We start from the raw sequence: 17,851 nt of genomic DNA, 5'->3' as shown, positions 1-17,851 counted from the left end.
TTAATCTCTTTTGTTTTGATAAATTTTACGTAATGTAACAGGATAAAAAAGAAACTCAGGAAATAACTAATGGCATTAAATCAACCTGCTTATTTTCATATGATGGCAAAACCGACAAGCTACCACTGTAATATTAAGTGTGAATACTGCTTTTATCTGGAAAAAGAAAATATTTTTCAAGATAAAACAAAAGAGACAGGCCATACCGTGATGCCAGATGGTGTACTTCGTCGTTATATTAAAGACTATATTCAATCACACGGTGGAGATCAGGTTGATTTTTCTTGGCAAGGTGGCGAGCCAACGCTTGCAGGATTAGCTTTCTTTGAACAAGTCGTCAAATATCAAAAGCAATTTGCTAACGGCAAGACAATTACAAATAGTGTACAAACCAATGCAATTGCTATTAATCGCCAATGGGCACAATTCTTTGCTGATAATCACTTTCTATTAGGCGTTTCAATTGATGGCATTGAAGCTGTTCACGATAAATATCGTATTTCAGTCAATGGAAGCCCTACTTTTGAACGAGTAAAACGTGCAATTAAGTTACTCAATGAATATGGTGTTGAATTTAACACACTCACTGTCGTTAATGACCAAAACTGGAATAAAGGAAAAGAAACTTATCAAGCCTTAAAAGAATTAGGTTCCACTTTCTTTCAATTTATTCCCATTGTCGAAGTCGATAGACGCTTTCCTCATACTCACGGAGGACATTATGCACCGGGTCCTAATGCACAATTAGCGCCGTTTTCTGTTCCGGCTGAAGGTTATGGGCAATTTATGGCTGAAGTATTTGATGAATGGGTACGGCAAGGCGATATCGGGAAAATATATATCCGCTTATTTGATAGTTTATTAGGCACATGGATGGGATATCCCGCATCAACTTGTATTCAATCTAAAACCTGTGGTCAGGCATTGATCATTGAAGCCAATGGTGATGTTTACTCTTGCGATCACTATGTCTATCCCGCTAATAATTTGGGCAATATTCATCAAAATAGTCTTGCTCATTTAGCCACATCAAAACAGCAACAGCGCTTTGGCCAAAATAAATATGATAAACAAACTCGCCTTTGCAAACAGTGTGAAGTGCAAAGCTTATGTTACGGCGGTTGCCCTAAACATCGCATTATTGCTATTGAAGGCGAAAAACATCGCCATAACTACCTATGTCGCTCTTATAAAAAAATATTTCACCATACCGCGATAGGCATGCAATTAATGCAACAAGCTATTTCACGTGGGGGGCTTGCTAGTGATGCACTCCCTGCGATGAAAAAAAATTACTTAAAGTAACTCTTTTTATTTTGTTTATTCTGGAGACAATTCGTGATCTTACCTTCTGTTAAAAAAAGCTTACTCGCTGGGCTGATTGCTACGTCATGTTTAAGCATTCCAATCTCTGCCAATGCAGGCGGTACACCTGAAAAGCCGAATATTTTACTGATAGTGATGGATGATTTAGGAACAGGGCAGCTTGATTTTGTACTGGATACCTTAAATGTTGATGAATTAGCACAAAGACCAACACCGCCACGTTATGAAGGCGATATCAATAAGATGGTTGAAGCTGCACGCATTGCAATGCCAAATGTCAGTGAAATGGCCACAAATGGTGCCAAAATGACCAATGCATTTGTTGCTCATCCTGTTTGTGGCCCTTCTCGAGCAGGTATTTTTACTGGGCGTTCTCCTGCAAGCTTTGGTACTTACAGTAATGATGATGCCATTTTAGGTATTCCCCAAGATATCAAACTATTGCCTTCACTTTTCCAAGAAAATGGTTATGCCACAGCCAGTATTGGAAAATGGCACAATGCAAAAGTGATCCGCAAACCGAAAATTAATGAAAGTAAACAAACCCGCGATTATCACGACAACATGATCTCAACACCAGAAGCGGGTTACGCACCTCATGAACGAGGTTTTGATTATGACTTTAGCTATTACGCATCGGGTGTGGCTTTATGGAATTCGCCTGCATTTTGGCGTAATGGTGTCAATGTTCCAGCTCCGGGCTATACCACGCATTTATTAACGGATGAGACCTTAAAATTTATTGATCAACATAAAGATAAACCATTCTTTATTAATCTCTCCTATAGCGTTCCTCATATTCCGTTGGAACAAGCGTCACCTGCTAAATATATGGAAAAATTTGATACGGGTAATGTTGAAGCAGATAAATACTTTGCTGCCTTAAACGCAGCCGATGAAGGTATTGGCCAAATAATTGCAAAATTAAAAGCAAATGGTGAATTAGAAAATACACTTATCTTTTTCTTATCCGACAATGGTGCCGTTAATGAATCACCAATGCCAATGAATGCAATGGATAGAGGCTTTAAAGGACAAATGTTTAATGGTGGGGTTAGAGTTCCTTTTATTGCTTATCAACCTGGTACCATTCCAGCAGGTACAAAAAGTGATGAGATGATTTCCGCACTTGATATTTTACCGACTGCACTACAAACAGCAGGTATTACTATTCCTGACGATCTAAACGTTGAAGGGAAAAACATCATGCCTTTACTTAAAGGCGAAACAACAAAATCCCCTCACAACTATCTTTATTGGGCAGGCCCAGGCACTAAACATTATAGTGAAGAAAACCAAGAGTTTTGGCATGGATATCACCAATGGATAACCTATCAACGTAAAACACCACCTACAAATCCTAATTTAGAAAAACTCTCTAAAGGTGCTTGGGCTGTACGTGACGGTGAATGGGCGCTCTATTTTTATGATGATGGGAAAAATCAGCCTCAGCTTTTTAACGATAAAAAAGATCCGGCTGAATCAATTGATTTATCTAAACAAAATCCACAAAAAGTTGCTGAACTAAAAAATGCGTATTACCAGTGGATCAAAGATAAACCGAAACCGGTTATTTGGGGACAAGACCACTATCAAATATTAGTGGATTCCGCAAAACCTTAATACGGAGCTTCCGTTTTGTTTCGCAAGGATGCGTCTTTTTTCTGAGATACGAAAATGGCTATTAAAATTGCATCTTCAGCACGTCCCAAGCTTCCTTATGAGCACCCAAACGTAGAAATCTACCAACGCTTATTTAAGGAAAATATCATTCGACGCTTAGTCAGGAAATCAGCTTATCGTCGCTATGATAAAACGATCACTGACTTTTTTAATGATGAAAACAAGTCACTTTTCTCTTTATGCGAAATGTTGACACAGTATGTCACACAGGCTTTTCATCATTACCAAGTCTGGGGTTACTCTCATGCTTATTATCCCGGAAGTCCAGGGCAACAAACGGCAAGAACTGATGCTCTTGAAGGTGTAAGCAGAGTACTTCCTCTACTTGCTGCATGGATAGTTAGCAACCAGAAAAGTACATTGTTAGGACTAAATCATCAAGTTTTCAACTTACCTTTAATCATCACACAGAGCTTTATTCATGGTACTGACCCACTTCATAAAGGCTATTGGGGGAAACTTGAAGATTACGATCAACGGATCTGTGAAGCATCTGATTTAGCACTCACTCTTTGGATAAGTCGTGAATGGGTGTGGGATACATTAGCACCTGCAACACAACAACAAATTATTACTTGGTTCGAACAAGTTAATCACTGTGAAATTGTTGATAATAATTGGCATTTCTTCCCTCTTACCGTTCAATTTGTCATTAAAGCACTCACAGGAAAAGATACGATTGCCCATTGGCGCTATGAACGATTAAAAGAGTTTTATGTTGGTGATGGGTGGTTTCGTGATGGTGCAAAAGGTAATTATGATTACTACAATGCGTGGGGTTTTCACTATTCACTGTATTGGTTAGCACAAATTGACCCTCAATTCGATGCGACATTTATTACTCAATCACTTAACACCTTTAATCAACATTACCTTTATTTTATGACCCCAAAAGGTATTCCTTTTTTTGGTCGTAGCGCCTGCTATCGCCTTGCCGTTTCTGCTCCATTATTAGCGGGTGTCGATTTACATTGTCCTTCAGTCAAAGTAGGCGAGGCAAAACGCGCTTTTGAAAGTAGTCTACGTTATTTTATTTCTCAAGGTGCATTAAAAAATGGTGCGCCAACGCAAGGCTTATTTGCTCACGATCCTCGTTTGGTTGATAACTACAGTGGACCTGCTAGTAGTTTTTGGTCATTACGCGCCGTGATTATCGCGCTTTATTGTGCTGATCGTATCAATTTATGGCAAACACCTTCACTTCCTTTACCTATCGAAAGAGATAACTTTCATTTCGAAATCCCTGCTATTCAAGCTTTAGTGACTGGAGTGAAAGCGACACAAGAGGTAAACGTCATTTTTTGCGAAGATTATACCACTCAGCAAACGCCATTAACCCGCCGTTTAGAAAAACAGACCTTAGCACAAAAAGTCGCTGAAACCGTGATAGGACAGTCAAGACGACCGAAAAATAATTTATTACGCAAAGGGATCACCAGTTACAGCTCTAAAATGGCACATTTTTTCTAATCATCTTTCATTTGCTTTCAGTGTAATGGCAATAAAATGTGATTTAGATCTTTTACCTTTCCATTTCTTTCGTTTATTATAATTCGTAATTAAACGAAAGATGAGAGGCAAACATGTATCTGGTTTCTACTCGTAATATGCTCAATAAAGCACAGCGTGAAAATTATGCTGTGCCTGCTTTTAATATTCATAACTTGGAAACGATTCAAGTCGTGATGGAAACAGCCGCTGAAATGGCATCACCTGTTATCTTAGCAGGTACACCAAGCACGTTTGCTTATGCTGGTAGTGATTATTTGATCTCTATTTGCCAGCAGGCCGCAGAGCAATATCGTATCCCAGTTGCTCTACATTTAGATCACCATGAAGATATTCCTGATATTTGTCATAAAGTCACTTCAGGTGTGCGATCCGCTATGATCGATGCCTCTCATTTTCATTTTGAAGAAAACATTCGCATTGTCAAAGAAGTGGTTAATTTCTGCCATCATTGGGATTGCACTGTAGAGGCTGAATTAGGTCGTCTTGGTGGACAGGAAGATGATCTTATCGTTGATACAAAAGATGCCCTATTCACCGATCCTGATTCAGCAGTACAATTTATTAAAGCAACTGGCATTGATTCATTAGCCGTTGCAATCGGTACAGCACATGGTATGTACAAACATGAACCTCATCTCGATTTTGAACGCTTAGAGATTATTCGCCAAAAAACAGATATTCCTTTAGTTCTTCATGGTGCATCGGGTATTCCTGATGCTGATGTACGCCGTTGTATTGATTTAGGTATTTGCAAAGTTAACGTCGCAACCGAACTGAAAATTGCCTTCTCTAACGCAATCAAGCAGTACTTCTTGGATAACCCTGATGCAAGTGATCCTCGTCATTATCTTGTGCCGGGCAAAGCTGCAATGAAAGCAGTGGTTGCAGATAAAATTCGTGTCTGTAAAAGTGATGGGAAACTGTGAAAACAAATAGAACTGTCGCCATTATTGGCGAATGTATGATAGAGCTTAGTGGTCAGCCTTTTTTACCGCAACAACAACGTTTTGGTGGTGATACGTTAAATACAGCACTCTATCTATCACGACTCATCCCTTCATTACATCCGTACTATATGACAGGTTTAGGCACTGATACTTACAGTGCCTTAATGCAAAAAGCATGGGAAAACGAGGGGATCAACTGCCAATCTGTTATTACTATTCCCGAAAAACTACCCGGTCTGTATGCCATTGAAATTGATGCTTGTGGTGAGCGCAGTTTCCACTATTGGCGTAATGATGCAGCAGCACGTTATATTGCAACAGATAGCCGTTTTACAACAAATCTCAATGCACTACCTGATAATAGTGTGATTTATCTCAGCGGAATTTCTCTTGCTATTTTAACGCAGGAGGGTAAAGAGGCTCTACTCACGCAATTAACCCACCTTAAACAACGAGGGTTCACTTTAATTGTGGATTCAAATTATCGACCTCGTTTATGGGATTCAATACCTCATGCACAAGAGTGGTTTGAAAAACTGTACAGACTTAGCGATATCGCTTTAGTTACGGGGGATGATGAGCAAATGCTTTGGCAACAACCCATTTTGACAGAACAAGATATTGCACAACGCCTTCATCAATGGGGCAATCAAAACGTGATTGTCAAACTCGGTGCTCATGGCGCTTTCTGGTCTGATGGTAAAAATTCGGGCTATATTTCTCCCAAACCGATAGATTCTGTTGTTGATACCACTGCCGCAGGTGACTCGTTTAATGCTGGCTTTATTGCTGCTTGGCTACAAAATAATCGCTTACCAACTTGCTGTTTATGGGGAAACACCTTAGCCGGACTCGTTATTCAACACCATGGCGCTATCATTCCTCATGAAATAACGGATTCATTCTACACACTAATCAAGGACAACCATGACACAGTCAATTGTTGATACTCTTTCATCACTGAAAGTGATCCCCGTGATCCAAATTAATCGCGCTGAAGATGCAATCTGGCTGGGTGAAATTCTAACCCAAAATCAATTACCTGTTGCTGAAATCACCTTTCGTACACCTGCGGCAGCTAAAGCTATTAAGCTAATGCATGAGCATTTTCCTGAGCTTATTTTATGCGCAGGAACCGTGCTGACAGCACAACAAGCAGATATGGCAAAAGAAGCTGGGGCTAGCTTTGTTATTTCTCCAGGCTATAACCCAAGTACCGTTGATTATTGTCTGAATAATGGCATCAACATTGTGCCGGGAATTAACAACCCAAGCCAGATAGAAGTTGCCCTTGAAAGAGGCCTAACCTTAGTTAAATTCTTCCCAGCAGAAGCCTCTGGCGGTGTAAAAATGCTAAAAGCACTTGCGGCACCTTACGCACAAGTACAATTTATGCCAACGGGTGGCATTAGTTTAAATAACGTGAGTGATTATCTTGCTATTCCACAAGTTGTTGCTTGCGGAGGAAGCTGGATTGCCACAGCAGACACGATTGATAAACAAGATAAACAAACCATTGTTAATCATATTCAAAATATCCACTCATTACTAAAAACAGATAAGGGATAAATAAAATGAAACAGGTTGCCGTTTTATTAGCTGATGGATTTGAAGAAGGTGAAGCTGTTGTTTTTATTGATATCATGCGCCGTCTTGATATTCATGTTGATGTACTTTCTTGCATGGATAGTTTGGTATTAAATACTTATTTTGAAACTAAAATCAGTGCTGATTTTTTATTAACTGAAAAACTGACACATAGCTATGACGCAATAATGATGCCGGGAGGTCCTAAAGGCACCGATCGTTTATGCGCTAACGAGCAAGTTATTCAATTTATTAAACGCCATATTGCTGAAGATAAATATATTTGTGCACTATGCTCTTCAGGAGCAAAAGTATTAGCGGCACATCATCTTCTTGAAGGTCGTCATTACAGTACAGGTGATAAATTGGCAGATAAATATGATGATGGCAATTATCTTGATCAAGATGTTGTTGTCGATGGAAAATTTATCAGTGCAAAAGGATTAGGTGTAAGTTTTGAATTTGCCTTTACCGTGGCTCGCCATTTATTAAACGACAATACAGAAAAAGTAGACTGGCAAGCTAATCATATTTATTTCAAACATTGGCCATTAGATTACCTAAAGTAGCTAAATTAATTATTATTAACGATATAAAGGGGGTTATGCCCCTTTATATTTTCATTTTAATTATCATCATAAAACGATAATTCCTTTTCTCCCAAATACCCTCAATAATTGCTAGCTCTATTATTGGGATTTATCTCGAAAATAGTTTTATCTGATTTCCTTCTAATTTAATCAAAGTATTTATAAAATCACACATTAATTAATCAAAAAAAGAATGAAAGAAAGGAAATTAAATAGCTCTTTTTTACTTAATAATCAATATTTAGAAATAAAAGTATTAAAGTTTAAGATTTAAAGAGTGTCATTGCTTTATTTCTATTCTCTTATCATCCAGTATATTACTTAATAACGATAGTAATAATAACAACGGATTACCAATAAGAACGCCTACTATGTGTATATACTAGTCAAGCCAACATAAACAACTTAATCAAGAAATATTTAATTGAAAAATAAAATAATATATAGAATAAACATCAATATATGATGTTTATTTGGAATGTGCCTCTAATTATTTATGAGGTATTTTCTTTCTATTTCATTTTAATTTTAGAGATACCTCTTAAAAATATTAAGATAAATTGATTTATTTAATTTTATTTAATATAAGAAGGTATGCCTTAAAATAAATTTCTTGGTAGTGAAATTACTTAATATCCCCCACTCTCAAGAGATCCTTTATTCGTTTAATACAAGGATTTTATTATGTCAGATAGTTTTCAAAATGAAGTGCCTAAAGCTCGGGTAAATATAAAACTTGACTTACATACAGGTGGTGCACAGAAAAAAGTTGAGTTGCCTTTAAAACTATTGTCTATCGGCGACTACAGCAACGGAAAGGATAAACGCGTTCTTTCAGAAAGAGAAAAGGTCAACATTAATAAAAATAACTTCAACAATGTACTTACTGAATTTTCCCCTTCCGTCAATCTTACTGTAAAAAATACATTAGCTAATGATGGTAGCGAGGAAAACATTAATCTGTCATTTAAAGAGATGGCAGACTTTGAACCGGAACAAGTTGCTCGCCAGATACCTCAACTACGCGCCATGTTAGCAATGCGTAATCTCTTACGTGACTTAAAGTCTAACCTCCTTGATAACATCACTTTTCGCCGTGAACTCGAAAATATCCTTAAAGATCCTGCATTAAGTGATGAACTACGCGAGGAATTATCTCAACTCGCACCGAAAAAAGACTAATTAGGTTTTATCATTACAGGATTATGCTTATGTCAGTTAATAGCGAAAGTATTTCAAAAAGTACAACAACAGTACTTGATGAGTCCGCGAATAGCGGTGTTTACGCCTCACTCTTTGAAAAAATTAATCTCACACCTGTTTCTCAGGTAAGTGATATTAATATCTTCCAAGACAACAGTGCTTTGGCAGATACAACAGCAAATGAGCGCGTTACTATTGCCGTTCAAGTTTTTCTCGATCGTCTAAAATCCTCAGGTCAAAAAGTCGAACGTTTAGACCGAAACTTACTTGATCACCATATTGCTGATCTAGATAGACAAATTAGCCAACAACTTGATGAAGTCATGCATCACGCTGAATTTCAAAAAATTGAATCCGCATGGCGTGGGTTAAAATTCTTAGTTGATCGCACTGATTTTCGTCAAAACGTTAGAATTGAGCTACTCGATATAGCTAAAGATGATTTACGCCAAGATTTTGAGGATTGCCCAGAAACAATTCAAAGCGGTCTATATCACCATACTTATATCGAAGAATACGATACTCCAGGTGGCGAACCTATTGCGGCTATTATCTCTAACTATGAGTTTGATCGTGGTCCTCAAGATATCGCTTTACTACGTAATATTGCGAAAGTTTCAGCTTCTGCACATATGCCATTCATAGGTTCTGTTGGTCCAGCCTTTTTTGGTAAAGAATCCATGGAAGAAGTTGCTGCCATTAAAGACATCAGTAACTACTTTGACCGTGCTGAATACATCAAATGGAAATCTTTCCGTGACTCTGATGATGCCCGCTATATTGGCTTGACGATGCCGCGCGTTTTAGGTCGTCTTCCTTATGGACCAGACACCATTCCTGTACGTAGCTTTAATTATATTGAAGAAGTAAAAGGTCCAGACCATGAAAAATATTTGTGGACAAATGCAACCTTTGCTTTTGCTGCCAATATGGTTAAAAGCTTTATTAACAATGGTTGGTGTGTACAAATTCGTGGCCCTCAAGCAGGTGGTGCGGTAAAAGATTTACCTATTCATCTTTTTGATTTAGGAACAGGGAGTCAGGTCAAAATTCCATCTGAAGTGATGATCCCTGAAACACGAGAATTTGAATTTGCCAATCTCGGTTTTATTCCATTGTCTTACTATAAAAACCGTGATTATTCTTGTTTCTTCTCTGCAAACTCTGCGCAAAAACCTGCTATTTATGAAACATCTGATGCAACAGCGAATAGCCGTATCAATGCGCGTTTACCTTATATTTTCCTCCTTTCCCGAATTGCCCATTATCTGAAATTAATTCAACGTGAAAATATTGGTACGACAAAAGATCGTCGTTTATTAGAACTTGAGTTGAATAATTGGGTTCGTAGTTTAGTGACCGAAATGACTGATCCAAGTGATGATTTGCAAGCATCTCACCCGCTTCGTGATGCTAAAGTGGTAGTCGAAGATATTGAAGATAATCCTGGCTTTTTCAGAGTGAAGCTGTATGCCGTTCCTCACTTCCAAGTGGAAGGAATGGATGTCGATCTCTCGTTAGTATCTCAAATGCCAAAAGCGAAAGCATAAGGTGAAACACGGATGAAAATATACCGCCCCCTCTGGAGTGATGGGGCCTTTTTGGCTCCTCAGCAATTTCAACAACAAGCAAGATGGGATAGCTATCTCACTAGCACTATTGCCAATATGACGATTGCATCAACATGGGGCGTAATTTGTGCTGAGTTTGATGAAAGTGCTTTAACTATTTCACGCCTTAGCGCACAAAAATTAATTGTGCGTTTTCCTGACGGCACGCTAGTTGATACGACGCTAGCTGACAACTTACCGCCCGTTAATGAGCTTAGCCATTACTCACAACATCAAACACTTGATATCGTTCTCGCATTACCTCTATTACTGGCTAATGGTGGCAATCTTATGCAAGAAGGACGCTCTGATAGGCCACAACCGTTCTATCAAGAGTGGATGAAAGTACAAGATTTAATTGGTCAAGAACAGACGGATATCGCCGTGTTAAGGCACAATATTACTTTGCGTTATGCTCATGAAGAAAATAGCGCATACATGACTTGTCCCATCGCTCGATTAATCCGTAATGCCCAAGGTGCATGGGAAATAGATAAACACTTTATTCCCCCATTATTGAGTTGTAGTGCAAGCGATGAATTAACCACATTATTCTCAGAATTCATGCATCGTTTAGTCGCCAAGCGTCGCCGCCTAATGACTATGCGCCGTGAAAATAATGAGCAGATGGCTGATTTTGCTGTCGCTGATGTCTCGCTCTTTTGGCTACTAAATGCGATAAACAGTGCTGAGCCTGTATTAAGTGAATTACTCTCATCAATGGGGCGTCATCCAGAGCTTCTTTATCGTGAATTAGTACGTCTAGCGGGTGCACTACTGACATTTTCACTCGACCATGAAAATGGTGATATTCCGCTTTATCAACACTCATTTCCTGAACAGGTTTTTCCACCGTTATTTAGCTTACTGAATACTCTGTTAGAAGCGAGTTTACCTTCACGTGTGATTAGTATTGCTCTTGATAAAGAAGGGCCATTCTGGCGTGGCGAATTGCATGATCCTCGCCTACGCGAAGATGCTGATTTCTATCTTTCAGTACGTTCTGCATTGCCAGCTCATTTGTTGATCACTCAGTTTCCATTGCTTTGTAAAGCGGGTAGTAATGACGATGTTGCTAGTGTGGTTAACGTCGCACTTAATGGTATTCCATTACAGCCGTTAACACATGTTCCTGCCGCTATCCCACTGCGTTTAGAAAATCACTATTTTGCACTTGAACTCAATAATTCAGCTGGTCAAGCCATGCTCTCTTCAGGTCACTGTGCTTTTTATGTGCCAGGAACATTAGGTGAAATTCAGCTAGAACTTTTTGCGGTACTTCGCTCATGATAACGAATACAAGAACAGCTAAAAATAACATGATTGATATGCTTTTTGCTGATACTTGGTTAATGGTATGTCAGCTACGTCAAGGTGCTGAAATTACTGATGGCAAAGCCTTCTATCAACGCGTCTGTGAACATATTGATAAAACACGCCGACAACTCACAGAAAAAGGCTATTCCCAATCTGCCATCGAAAATATGCTTTATGCACAATGTGCATTAATTGATGAAAGCGTGATGAATCGTACCGAGCGTGATGACGGTTACATTCAGTGGATACAATCCCCATTACAAGCCAAGTATTTCAATACATTAGAAGCAGGTGACAAACTATGGGATAGGTTGCGTAATTTATTAAATGAGCCAGCGCCTAACCATGATGTACTTATCTGTTTTCACCGTGTGATTACACTGGGCTTTGTTGGTAAATATCGCCAAACCAATGCCCCTGAACGTGAAAAAATTATTGAGCAACTCAATACTCAACTTCCCGCCTATGCACTATCAAATGATTTACCTTTAGTGATGAAACCCAAGCCTCGTATAAATCGTCGTCATATTTATTGGCTAGGTTGGTTTGGGGGAATTGTGGTGCTTGCCATGCTGTGGTGGGGTTTTTCTGTGTCATTAGAAAATTTACTTCAACAATGGGTAATTCAAGGAAAGTGATGCAAAAAAATAGGATAAAACAGTGTATTACATTGTTTTCAGCAAGCTTATTATTGTGGTTGCTTTGGGGATTTTGGTCTTTTGGTAAAGAGATCTCCCTTTTTCTGACGGCCTTTATTTGTATTGTCACACTCACTTTATGCGTCTGGTTTTTCCGTCAGCAGAAAAGTACTCCCTACCTTAAAAATACGCTTACAAATCTGCTCCCTCCTGATAACTATCAAGGCGCTGTTATTATTGTTTGTGGTCAATCACAAATGCTTTTTCATGATAACCAAACCTATCGGGAAACAGCGAAAGGTTGGTATATTCGCGCTGCCTCTCCTATTGATTTGATCAACATCACTCAACATATTGTTGATATTGCCCCCTTACAATTACGTCAATTATCACTGTTATACGCTTTATTACCTGAACAACAATTACAGCAAGAAGAAGTGACTCAAGAAACTCTTAATTGGCGTCGTGCTATTCATGAAAGCAATAAAAAAGCAGGTAAAACATTACCTTTTTGGGTGACACTTTATCTTAACTCTCCAGTTAATTATCTCAATTCACATTTTGATGACATAGCACCGTGGATTATCTATTTAAATGACCAACCAGAGTTACTTGTTATCTCTGATAATCTGGCAACTCAATCAATTTCAACATGGTTATCACAAAATAGAGAGCAAACTGAAAACCAACTCACCATGTCTCTCTGGCTTGATCAATTACTCGCTTGGTTAAAAAGTGAATTTATTCCTCTGCTTACAGTTGCTCAGTCAGGTACTCCGAGTCTCATACCTGTTGCTTGGGCAATGCAATTTACAACTGTTCCTACCATTTCAAATAATAGTTGGGCTCAATTTATTCACCATAAAACCACGTTATTTCCGACGATCATCAAAACATCAAATAATAATGACGAATTACCCTTACCAGACATTGTGATTGATAAACTCACTTACGATGTCAATTTATTAAAAATAGAAACTACCTTTGGTGTTATTGGCATGATTTGTGGATTATTTCTTATTGGTGCGCTCTCTGGTAGCTATCACCATAACAAGCAATTAATCTACGATAATAGTAATGATATCAATCACTTTAAAAGTATTAGCGATGAGAATTTAGAACCTAAAAAAGTGGCTTATCAACAGTTACTTTCAGATGCGACATTTCTCTCTCATTGGCAACGAGAAGGTATTCCTGCTCGCTATTCTTTAGCGTTATATCAAGGAAATAACATCTTACCTTATTTGCATGCCTTGCTCAGTTCATGGGCTCCCCCACAACCACCAGCACCTATCATCGTACAAGAAGTTCCTGAAATGGTGACGCTAGATAGTCTGGCTCTCTTCGCTTCAGGTCAATACAAATTAAAAAATGAAGCCACCAAAGTGCTTGTTGATGCGCTTATCAATATAAAAGCCAAACCTGGCTGGTTAATTGTTATTTCTGGATACACCGACAACACCGGTAATCCCAATTTAAACCAAAAACTTTCTCTTAAACGAGCTGAAGCCGTACGTGACTGGATGATCAAAACCAGTGATATCGCCCCCTCTTGCTTTGCAGTACAAGGATATGGCCAACATCAGCCCGTTGCAGATAACTCAACACTGGATGGACGAGCTCGTAATCGTCGAGTTGAAATTCGCCTGATACCTCAAGCTGACGCTTGTCAGGTATTAGCTGATGACCTTACGCCACTGAAGGATGGTGGCAACTAACCCTTAAAAAGGAGATGTAAAAATGGCTATTCCTGTATACCTCTGGTTAAAAGATGACGGTAATGCGGATATCAAAGGCTCTGTGAATGTTCAAGATCGTGAAGGCAGTATTGAAGTCGTTGCTCAAGATCACAACTTGTATATTCCAACAGATAACAATACTGGCAAATTAACCGGTACACGTATCCATACCCCCTTTATTTTTGTCAAAGAAATTGATGCTTCCAGCCCGTATCTATACAAGGCAGTGACAACTGGACAAACATTGAAAAAGGCAGAGTTTAAGTGGTATCGCATCGATGACGCAGGCCAAGAAGTTGAATATTTCAATACCACACTTGAAAACGTCAAAGTAGTCAAAGTAGCGCCTAAGATGCACAACATCAAAGATCCAACCAAAGAGAAACACAATCACCTCGAAGAAATTGAATTGCGTTACGAAAAAATCACTTGGACTTACAAAGACGGAAATATCATTCATTCAGATTCATGGAATGAACGTGCCACTGCGTAAAACCAAAACAAACAGGCGGTTAACCGCCTGTTTTTAAACCTATTGAAATCAAACACTATTACTTATTTATATCTTAAATAACTTAAAGCACAACGAGTAAATACTCTAAATAGTTCAAGGTGTAGCTAGGCGACAAATGAGTGAGTCGCTAGGAACATACATAAATGTGACTAATGCGAGTGAATGTAGTCAACAACGCTACAGCTTGAAATATGAAGAATATAACCTTATGAGCCTCGGTCTATGGCTAGGGGCGGTAGCGTACCTAAATTCCCTCAATAGGGACTTCATTACTGGGAGAAAACATGGAAAATCAATCTGTTATGCTATTGCGTCGATTAAATCCTTATTGTGCAAAAGCGCTGGAAGCTGCGGCATCATTATGCCAAACCCGCGCCCATGCAGAAGTCACTATTGAACACTGGTTATTAAAAATTCTAGAGCTAGGTGAAAGCGATATCACTGTTTTAGCTCGTCGCTATGAATGGGATTTATCAGCACTTTGGCAAGACTTACTTGACGCAATTGATAAATTACCTCGCTCAGTACGTAGCCGACCTCAATTATCCAAACCCTTATTAGAACTGATTAAAAATGCATGGGTAATTGCTTCTCTTGATGAAGATATCGAACAAATTCGCAGCGTACACCTCTTACACACCATGACAAAACAGCCCGCATTAGTTCAACTCGATGCACTCTGGCCTTTAATGACATTGGGTGAAACACAGCTACAACGATTAAGACCTTTACTTGATGCCCAATCAGATGAAAGACCTGAAGTTCAACAAATTGCGGTGCATAATCATACTGCTGAAAATAACCTAGACCACGAAAATAGCGATCACCCTTCAACTTCCCCTGACAACACCATTATTGGTCATACATTAAGTGAAGCACTACTAGCTGTATTAAATAAGTTCACGATTGATGTCACTGAAAAAGCGCGTCTTGGTGAGATTGACCCTGTATTTGGTCGTGACGATGAAATCCGTCAAATGGTCGATATACTCTCTCGTCGTCGTAAAAACAACCCTATTCTTGTTGGTGAGCCAGGGGTTGGTAAAACAGCATTAGTCGAAGGGCTTGCACTGCGAATTGCTGAGAAAAATGTCCCTATCAGTTTACAAACCACTTCATTACGCACTCTGGATTTAGGCCTATTACAAGCGGGAGCAGGAGTAAAAGGCGAATTTGAACAACGACTCAAAAATGTAATTGATGCTGTTCAGCAATCACCTACACCTATTTTATTATTTATTGATGAAGCACATACCATTATTGGTGCAGGTAACCAAGCCGGTGGCGCAGATGCCGCTAACTTATTAAAACCTGCATTAGCACGAGGTGAATTACGCACAATCGCAGCAACCACTTGGTCGGAATACAAACAATTTTTTGAACGTGATGCCGCATTAGAACGCCGTTTTCAAATCGTAAAAGTTGATGAACCCGATGATGAAAAAGCCTTTTTAATGCTACGGGGACTTAAATCGCGTTATGCCAAATATCATGGTGTACATATTACCGATGATGCCGTAAAAGCCGCAGTAACGTTATCACGTCGTTATTTAACAGGTAGACAACTCCCTGATAAAGCAGTGGATTTACTTGATACAGCAAGTGCAAGAATTCGCATGAGTTTAGATACATTACCTGAAGAGCTTACCCTAATTAAAGCTAAACGCTATGCGCTAGAACTAGAACAAAAAGCGATACTAGATGACATCACTATCGGTGATTTAACCAATCAAACAAAATTATCTGATTTATCTTCTCAAGATGCCCAATTAGCACTTCAACTCGAAACACTAGAACAGCGCTTTGAACAAGAAAAAGAGATTATCTGTCAGTTAATTGAAAGCAGACAAGATCCTAAAAATGCAAAGCTTTCAGCACAACTTCAGCAACAACTTATTCAGTTACAACAAGACGCTCCGCTATTAAATCCCGATGTTGATGTTCGTACTGTAGCAACTGTTATTGCTGATTGGACAGGTGTTCCGCTTTCAAGCCTACTTAAAGATGAACAAATTGGCTTATTAGAGTTAGAAAGTAACTTATCAAAATACGTTATAGGGCAAGACAACGCGCTACTCGCGTTGGCACAGCGTCTACGTGCATCAAGAACCGGATTAGTTTCTGAAAATGGGCCTCAAGGTGTCTTTTTATTAGTGGGTCCTAGTGGTATAGGTAAAACAGAAACCGCACTTGCATTGGCAGAATGTCTATTTGGCGGCCAAAAATCGTTAATCACAATTAACATGTCTGAATACCAAGAAGCTCACACCGTCAGTCAATTAAAAGGTTCTCCTCCGGGTTATGTCGGATACGGTCAAGGTGGCGTATTAACGGAAGCAGTCAGAAAACGCCCTTACAGTATTGTGTTACTGGATGAAGTTGAAAAAGCACATCGTGATGTTTTAAATCTGTTCTATCAAGTATTTGATAGAGGCTTTATGCGTGATGGTGAAGGTCGTGAAATTGATTTTCGTAATACAGTTATTTTAATGACTGCAAATTTAGGTAGTGATTATTTAATGCAACAACTTGAAGAGTCGCCATTAAGCACCGATAGCGATTTACAAGAAACGCTTCGCCCCATTTTGCGTGAACATTTCCAACCTGCACTACTGGCTCGCTTCCAAACATTAATTTATCGCCCTCTCGATGCAACAGCACTACGCATTATTGTTGAGATGAAATTAAAAAATGTGATCAAGCGACTTTATACCCATTATCGATTAACAGGTATTGTCGAAGAAACGCTCTACGATACCATTGTTGATGCCTGTCTATTACCAGACACAGGTGCACGAAATATCGATAGTCTACTTAATCAACAGATCCTGCCTATTCTTAGCCAACAGCTTCTTTTGCGCCAAGCCAGTACTGAAAAATCGCAATATGTCATTTTGGGCTTTAATGAAGAAGAAGGTATTACGTTGAGTTTTAGTGATGAGTTGCCGCATTGATCAATGCATATTATTAAGGAATAGAGAAATCTAAGTATGCCTATAAAATTAACCCGTAAAAAAGTCATGGTGGTTATCGTTATTCTTGCCATTATCGCAGTAAGCTCACTGCTGTTCCCCAAGAAAAAACCAAAAGATGACTACCTTGCTGGAAATTTACACGGGTTTAACCATGTCAAAGGCACCTCGGTAAATTGGTTTAAGGTTAATGGCTATTATGGCAAAGGCGGT

At 38.9% G+C, this 17,851-nt stretch carries 14 protein-coding genes and 1 pseudogene; all 15 read left to right on the top strand.

Annotated elements, in window-relative coordinates; all coding sequences use genetic code 11:
- Positions 1-69: 69 nt before the first annotated feature.
- The gene (locus DK861_RS07625; protein WP_109399731.1) at positions 70-1,305 is read left to right on the top strand and encodes an anaerobic sulfatase maturase; all 1,236 of its coding nucleotides are present in this window, start codon (positions 70-72) and stop codon (positions 1,303-1,305) included.
- A gap of 33 nt (positions 1,306-1,338) precedes the next feature.
- The gene (locus tag DK861_RS07620; protein WP_109399730.1) at positions 1,339-2,949 is read left to right on the top strand and encodes a sulfatase-like hydrolase/transferase; all 1,611 of its coding nucleotides are present in this window, start codon (positions 1,339-1,341) and stop codon (positions 2,947-2,949) included.
- A gap of 54 nt (positions 2,950-3,003) precedes the next feature.
- Entirely contained in the window at positions 3,004-4,479 is a 1,476-nt protein-coding gene (locus tag DK861_RS07615; protein ID WP_109399729.1) for a DUF2264 domain-containing protein, read from the top strand.
- A 113-nt stretch (positions 4,480-4,592) separates the two neighbouring features.
- Positions 4,593-5,447 (top strand): tagatose bisphosphate family class II aldolase, encoded by an 855-nt coding sequence (locus DK861_RS07610; RefSeq protein WP_109399728.1) that lies wholly within the window; start codon positions 4,593-4,595, stop codon positions 5,445-5,447.
- Positions 5,444-6,415, top strand: a complete 972-nt coding sequence (locus tag DK861_RS07605; protein WP_109399727.1) for a sugar kinase — start codon at positions 5,444-5,446, stop codon at positions 6,413-6,415. The genes DK861_RS07610 and DK861_RS07605 overlap by 4 nt, the downstream gene beginning before the upstream one ends.
- Positions 6,396-7,037, top strand: coding sequence for a bifunctional 4-hydroxy-2-oxoglutarate aldolase/2-dehydro-3-deoxy-phosphogluconate aldolase (locus DK861_RS07600; protein ID WP_006533858.1), 642 nt, complete (start codon positions 6,396-6,398; stop codon positions 7,035-7,037). Before DK861_RS07605 ends, DK861_RS07600 begins: the two co-directional genes overlap by 20 nt.
- Positions 7,038-7,042: 5 nt before the next feature.
- On the top strand, positions 7,043-7,624 hold the full coding sequence (locus DK861_RS07595) for a DJ-1/PfpI family protein (RefSeq protein ID WP_006533859.1): 582 nt from the start codon (positions 7,043-7,045) through the stop codon (positions 7,622-7,624).
- Positions 7,625-8,329: 705 nt separating this feature from the next.
- Entirely contained in the window at positions 8,330-8,827 is a 498-nt protein-coding gene (gene tssB, locus DK861_RS07590) for a type VI secretion system contractile sheath small subunit (RefSeq protein ID WP_072063430.1), read from the top strand.
- A 23-nt stretch (positions 8,828-8,850) separates the two neighbouring features.
- Complete coding sequence (gene tssC / locus DK861_RS07585) at positions 8,851-10,398, top strand: type VI secretion system contractile sheath large subunit (protein ID WP_109399726.1); 1,548 nt, start codon at positions 8,851-8,853, stop codon at positions 10,396-10,398.
- A 12-nt stretch (positions 10,399-10,410) separates the two neighbouring features.
- Positions 10,411-11,748 (top strand): type VI secretion system baseplate subunit TssK, encoded by a 1,338-nt coding sequence (gene tssK / locus DK861_RS07580; protein ID WP_109399725.1) that lies wholly within the window; start codon positions 10,411-10,413, stop codon positions 11,746-11,748.
- The gene (gene tssL / locus DK861_RS07575; protein WP_109399724.1) at positions 11,745-12,413 is read left to right on the top strand and encodes a type VI secretion system protein TssL, short form; all 669 of its coding nucleotides are present in this window, start codon (positions 11,745-11,747) and stop codon (positions 12,411-12,413) included. The genes tssK and tssL overlap by 4 nt, the downstream gene beginning before the upstream one ends.
- Positions 12,413-14,131: an OmpA family protein gene (locus DK861_RS07570; RefSeq protein ID WP_239452148.1), complete on the top strand. Its 1,719-nt coding sequence runs from the start codon at positions 12,413-12,415 to the stop codon at positions 14,129-14,131. The genes tssL and DK861_RS07570 overlap by 1 nt, the downstream gene beginning before the upstream one ends.
- Before the next feature lie 22 nt (positions 14,132-14,153).
- Positions 14,154-14,645: an Hcp family type VI secretion system effector gene (locus DK861_RS07565; RefSeq protein ID WP_109399722.1), complete on the top strand. Its 492-nt coding sequence runs from the start codon at positions 14,154-14,156 to the stop codon at positions 14,643-14,645.
- Between the two features lie 305 nt (positions 14,646-14,950).
- Positions 14,951-17,620 carry a type VI secretion system ATPase TssH gene (tssH, locus tag DK861_RS07560; RefSeq protein ID WP_109399721.1) on the top strand — a complete coding sequence of 890 codons (2,670 nt, stop codon included), beginning with the start codon at positions 14,951-14,953 and terminating at the stop codon, positions 17,618-17,620.
- 36 nt (positions 17,621-17,656) lie between these two features.
- Positions 17,657-17,851, top strand: a pseudogene (locus DK861_RS07555) (hypothetical protein); the annotation flags it as partial.

It is taken from the genome of Proteus sp. TJ1640 (genome assembly GCF_003144445.1).
GTDB classification, from domain to species: domain Bacteria; phylum Pseudomonadota; class Gammaproteobacteria; order Enterobacterales; family Enterobacteriaceae; genus Proteus; species Proteus penneri.
This window is presented reverse-complemented; position numbering and strand designations above follow the sequence as displayed.

Bases quoted from the DNA above. Each gene is read 5' to 3' on its own strand.
- DK861_RS07625 (WP_109399731.1), top strand. From the start codon at position 70: ATGGCATTAAATCAACCTGCTTATTTTCATATGATGGCAAAACCGACA.
- DK861_RS07615 (WP_109399729.1), top strand. From the start codon at position 3,004: ATGGCTATTAAAATTGCATCTTCAGCACGTCCCAAGCTTCCTTATGAG.
- DK861_RS07610 (WP_109399728.1), top strand. From the start codon at position 4,593: ATGTATCTGGTTTCTACTCGTAATATGCTCAATAAAGCACAGCGTGAA.
- DK861_RS07600 (WP_006533858.1), top strand. From the start codon at position 6,396: ATGACACAGTCAATTGTTGATACTCTTTCATCACTGAAAGTGATCCCC.
- DK861_RS07595 (WP_006533859.1), top strand. From the start codon at position 7,043: ATGAAACAGGTTGCCGTTTTATTAGCTGATGGATTTGAAGAAGGTGAA.
- tssB (WP_072063430.1), top strand. From the start codon at position 8,330: ATGTCAGATAGTTTTCAAAATGAAGTGCCTAAAGCTCGGGTAAATATA.
- tssC (WP_109399726.1), top strand. From the start codon at position 8,851: ATGCTTATGTCAGTTAATAGCGAAAGTATTTCAAAAAGTACAACAACA.
- tssK (WP_109399725.1), top strand. From the start codon at position 10,411: ATGAAAATATACCGCCCCCTCTGGAGTGATGGGGCCTTTTTGGCTCCT.
- tssL (WP_109399724.1), top strand. From the start codon at position 11,745: ATGATAACGAATACAAGAACAGCTAAAAATAACATGATTGATATGCTT.
- DK861_RS07570 (WP_239452148.1), top strand. From the start codon at position 12,413: ATGCAAAAAAATAGGATAAAACAGTGTATTACATTGTTTTCAGCAAGC.
- DK861_RS07565 (WP_109399722.1), top strand. From the start codon at position 14,154: ATGGCTATTCCTGTATACCTCTGGTTAAAAGATGACGGTAATGCGGAT.
- tssH (WP_109399721.1), top strand. From the start codon at position 14,951: ATGGAAAATCAATCTGTTATGCTATTGCGTCGATTAAATCCTTATTGT.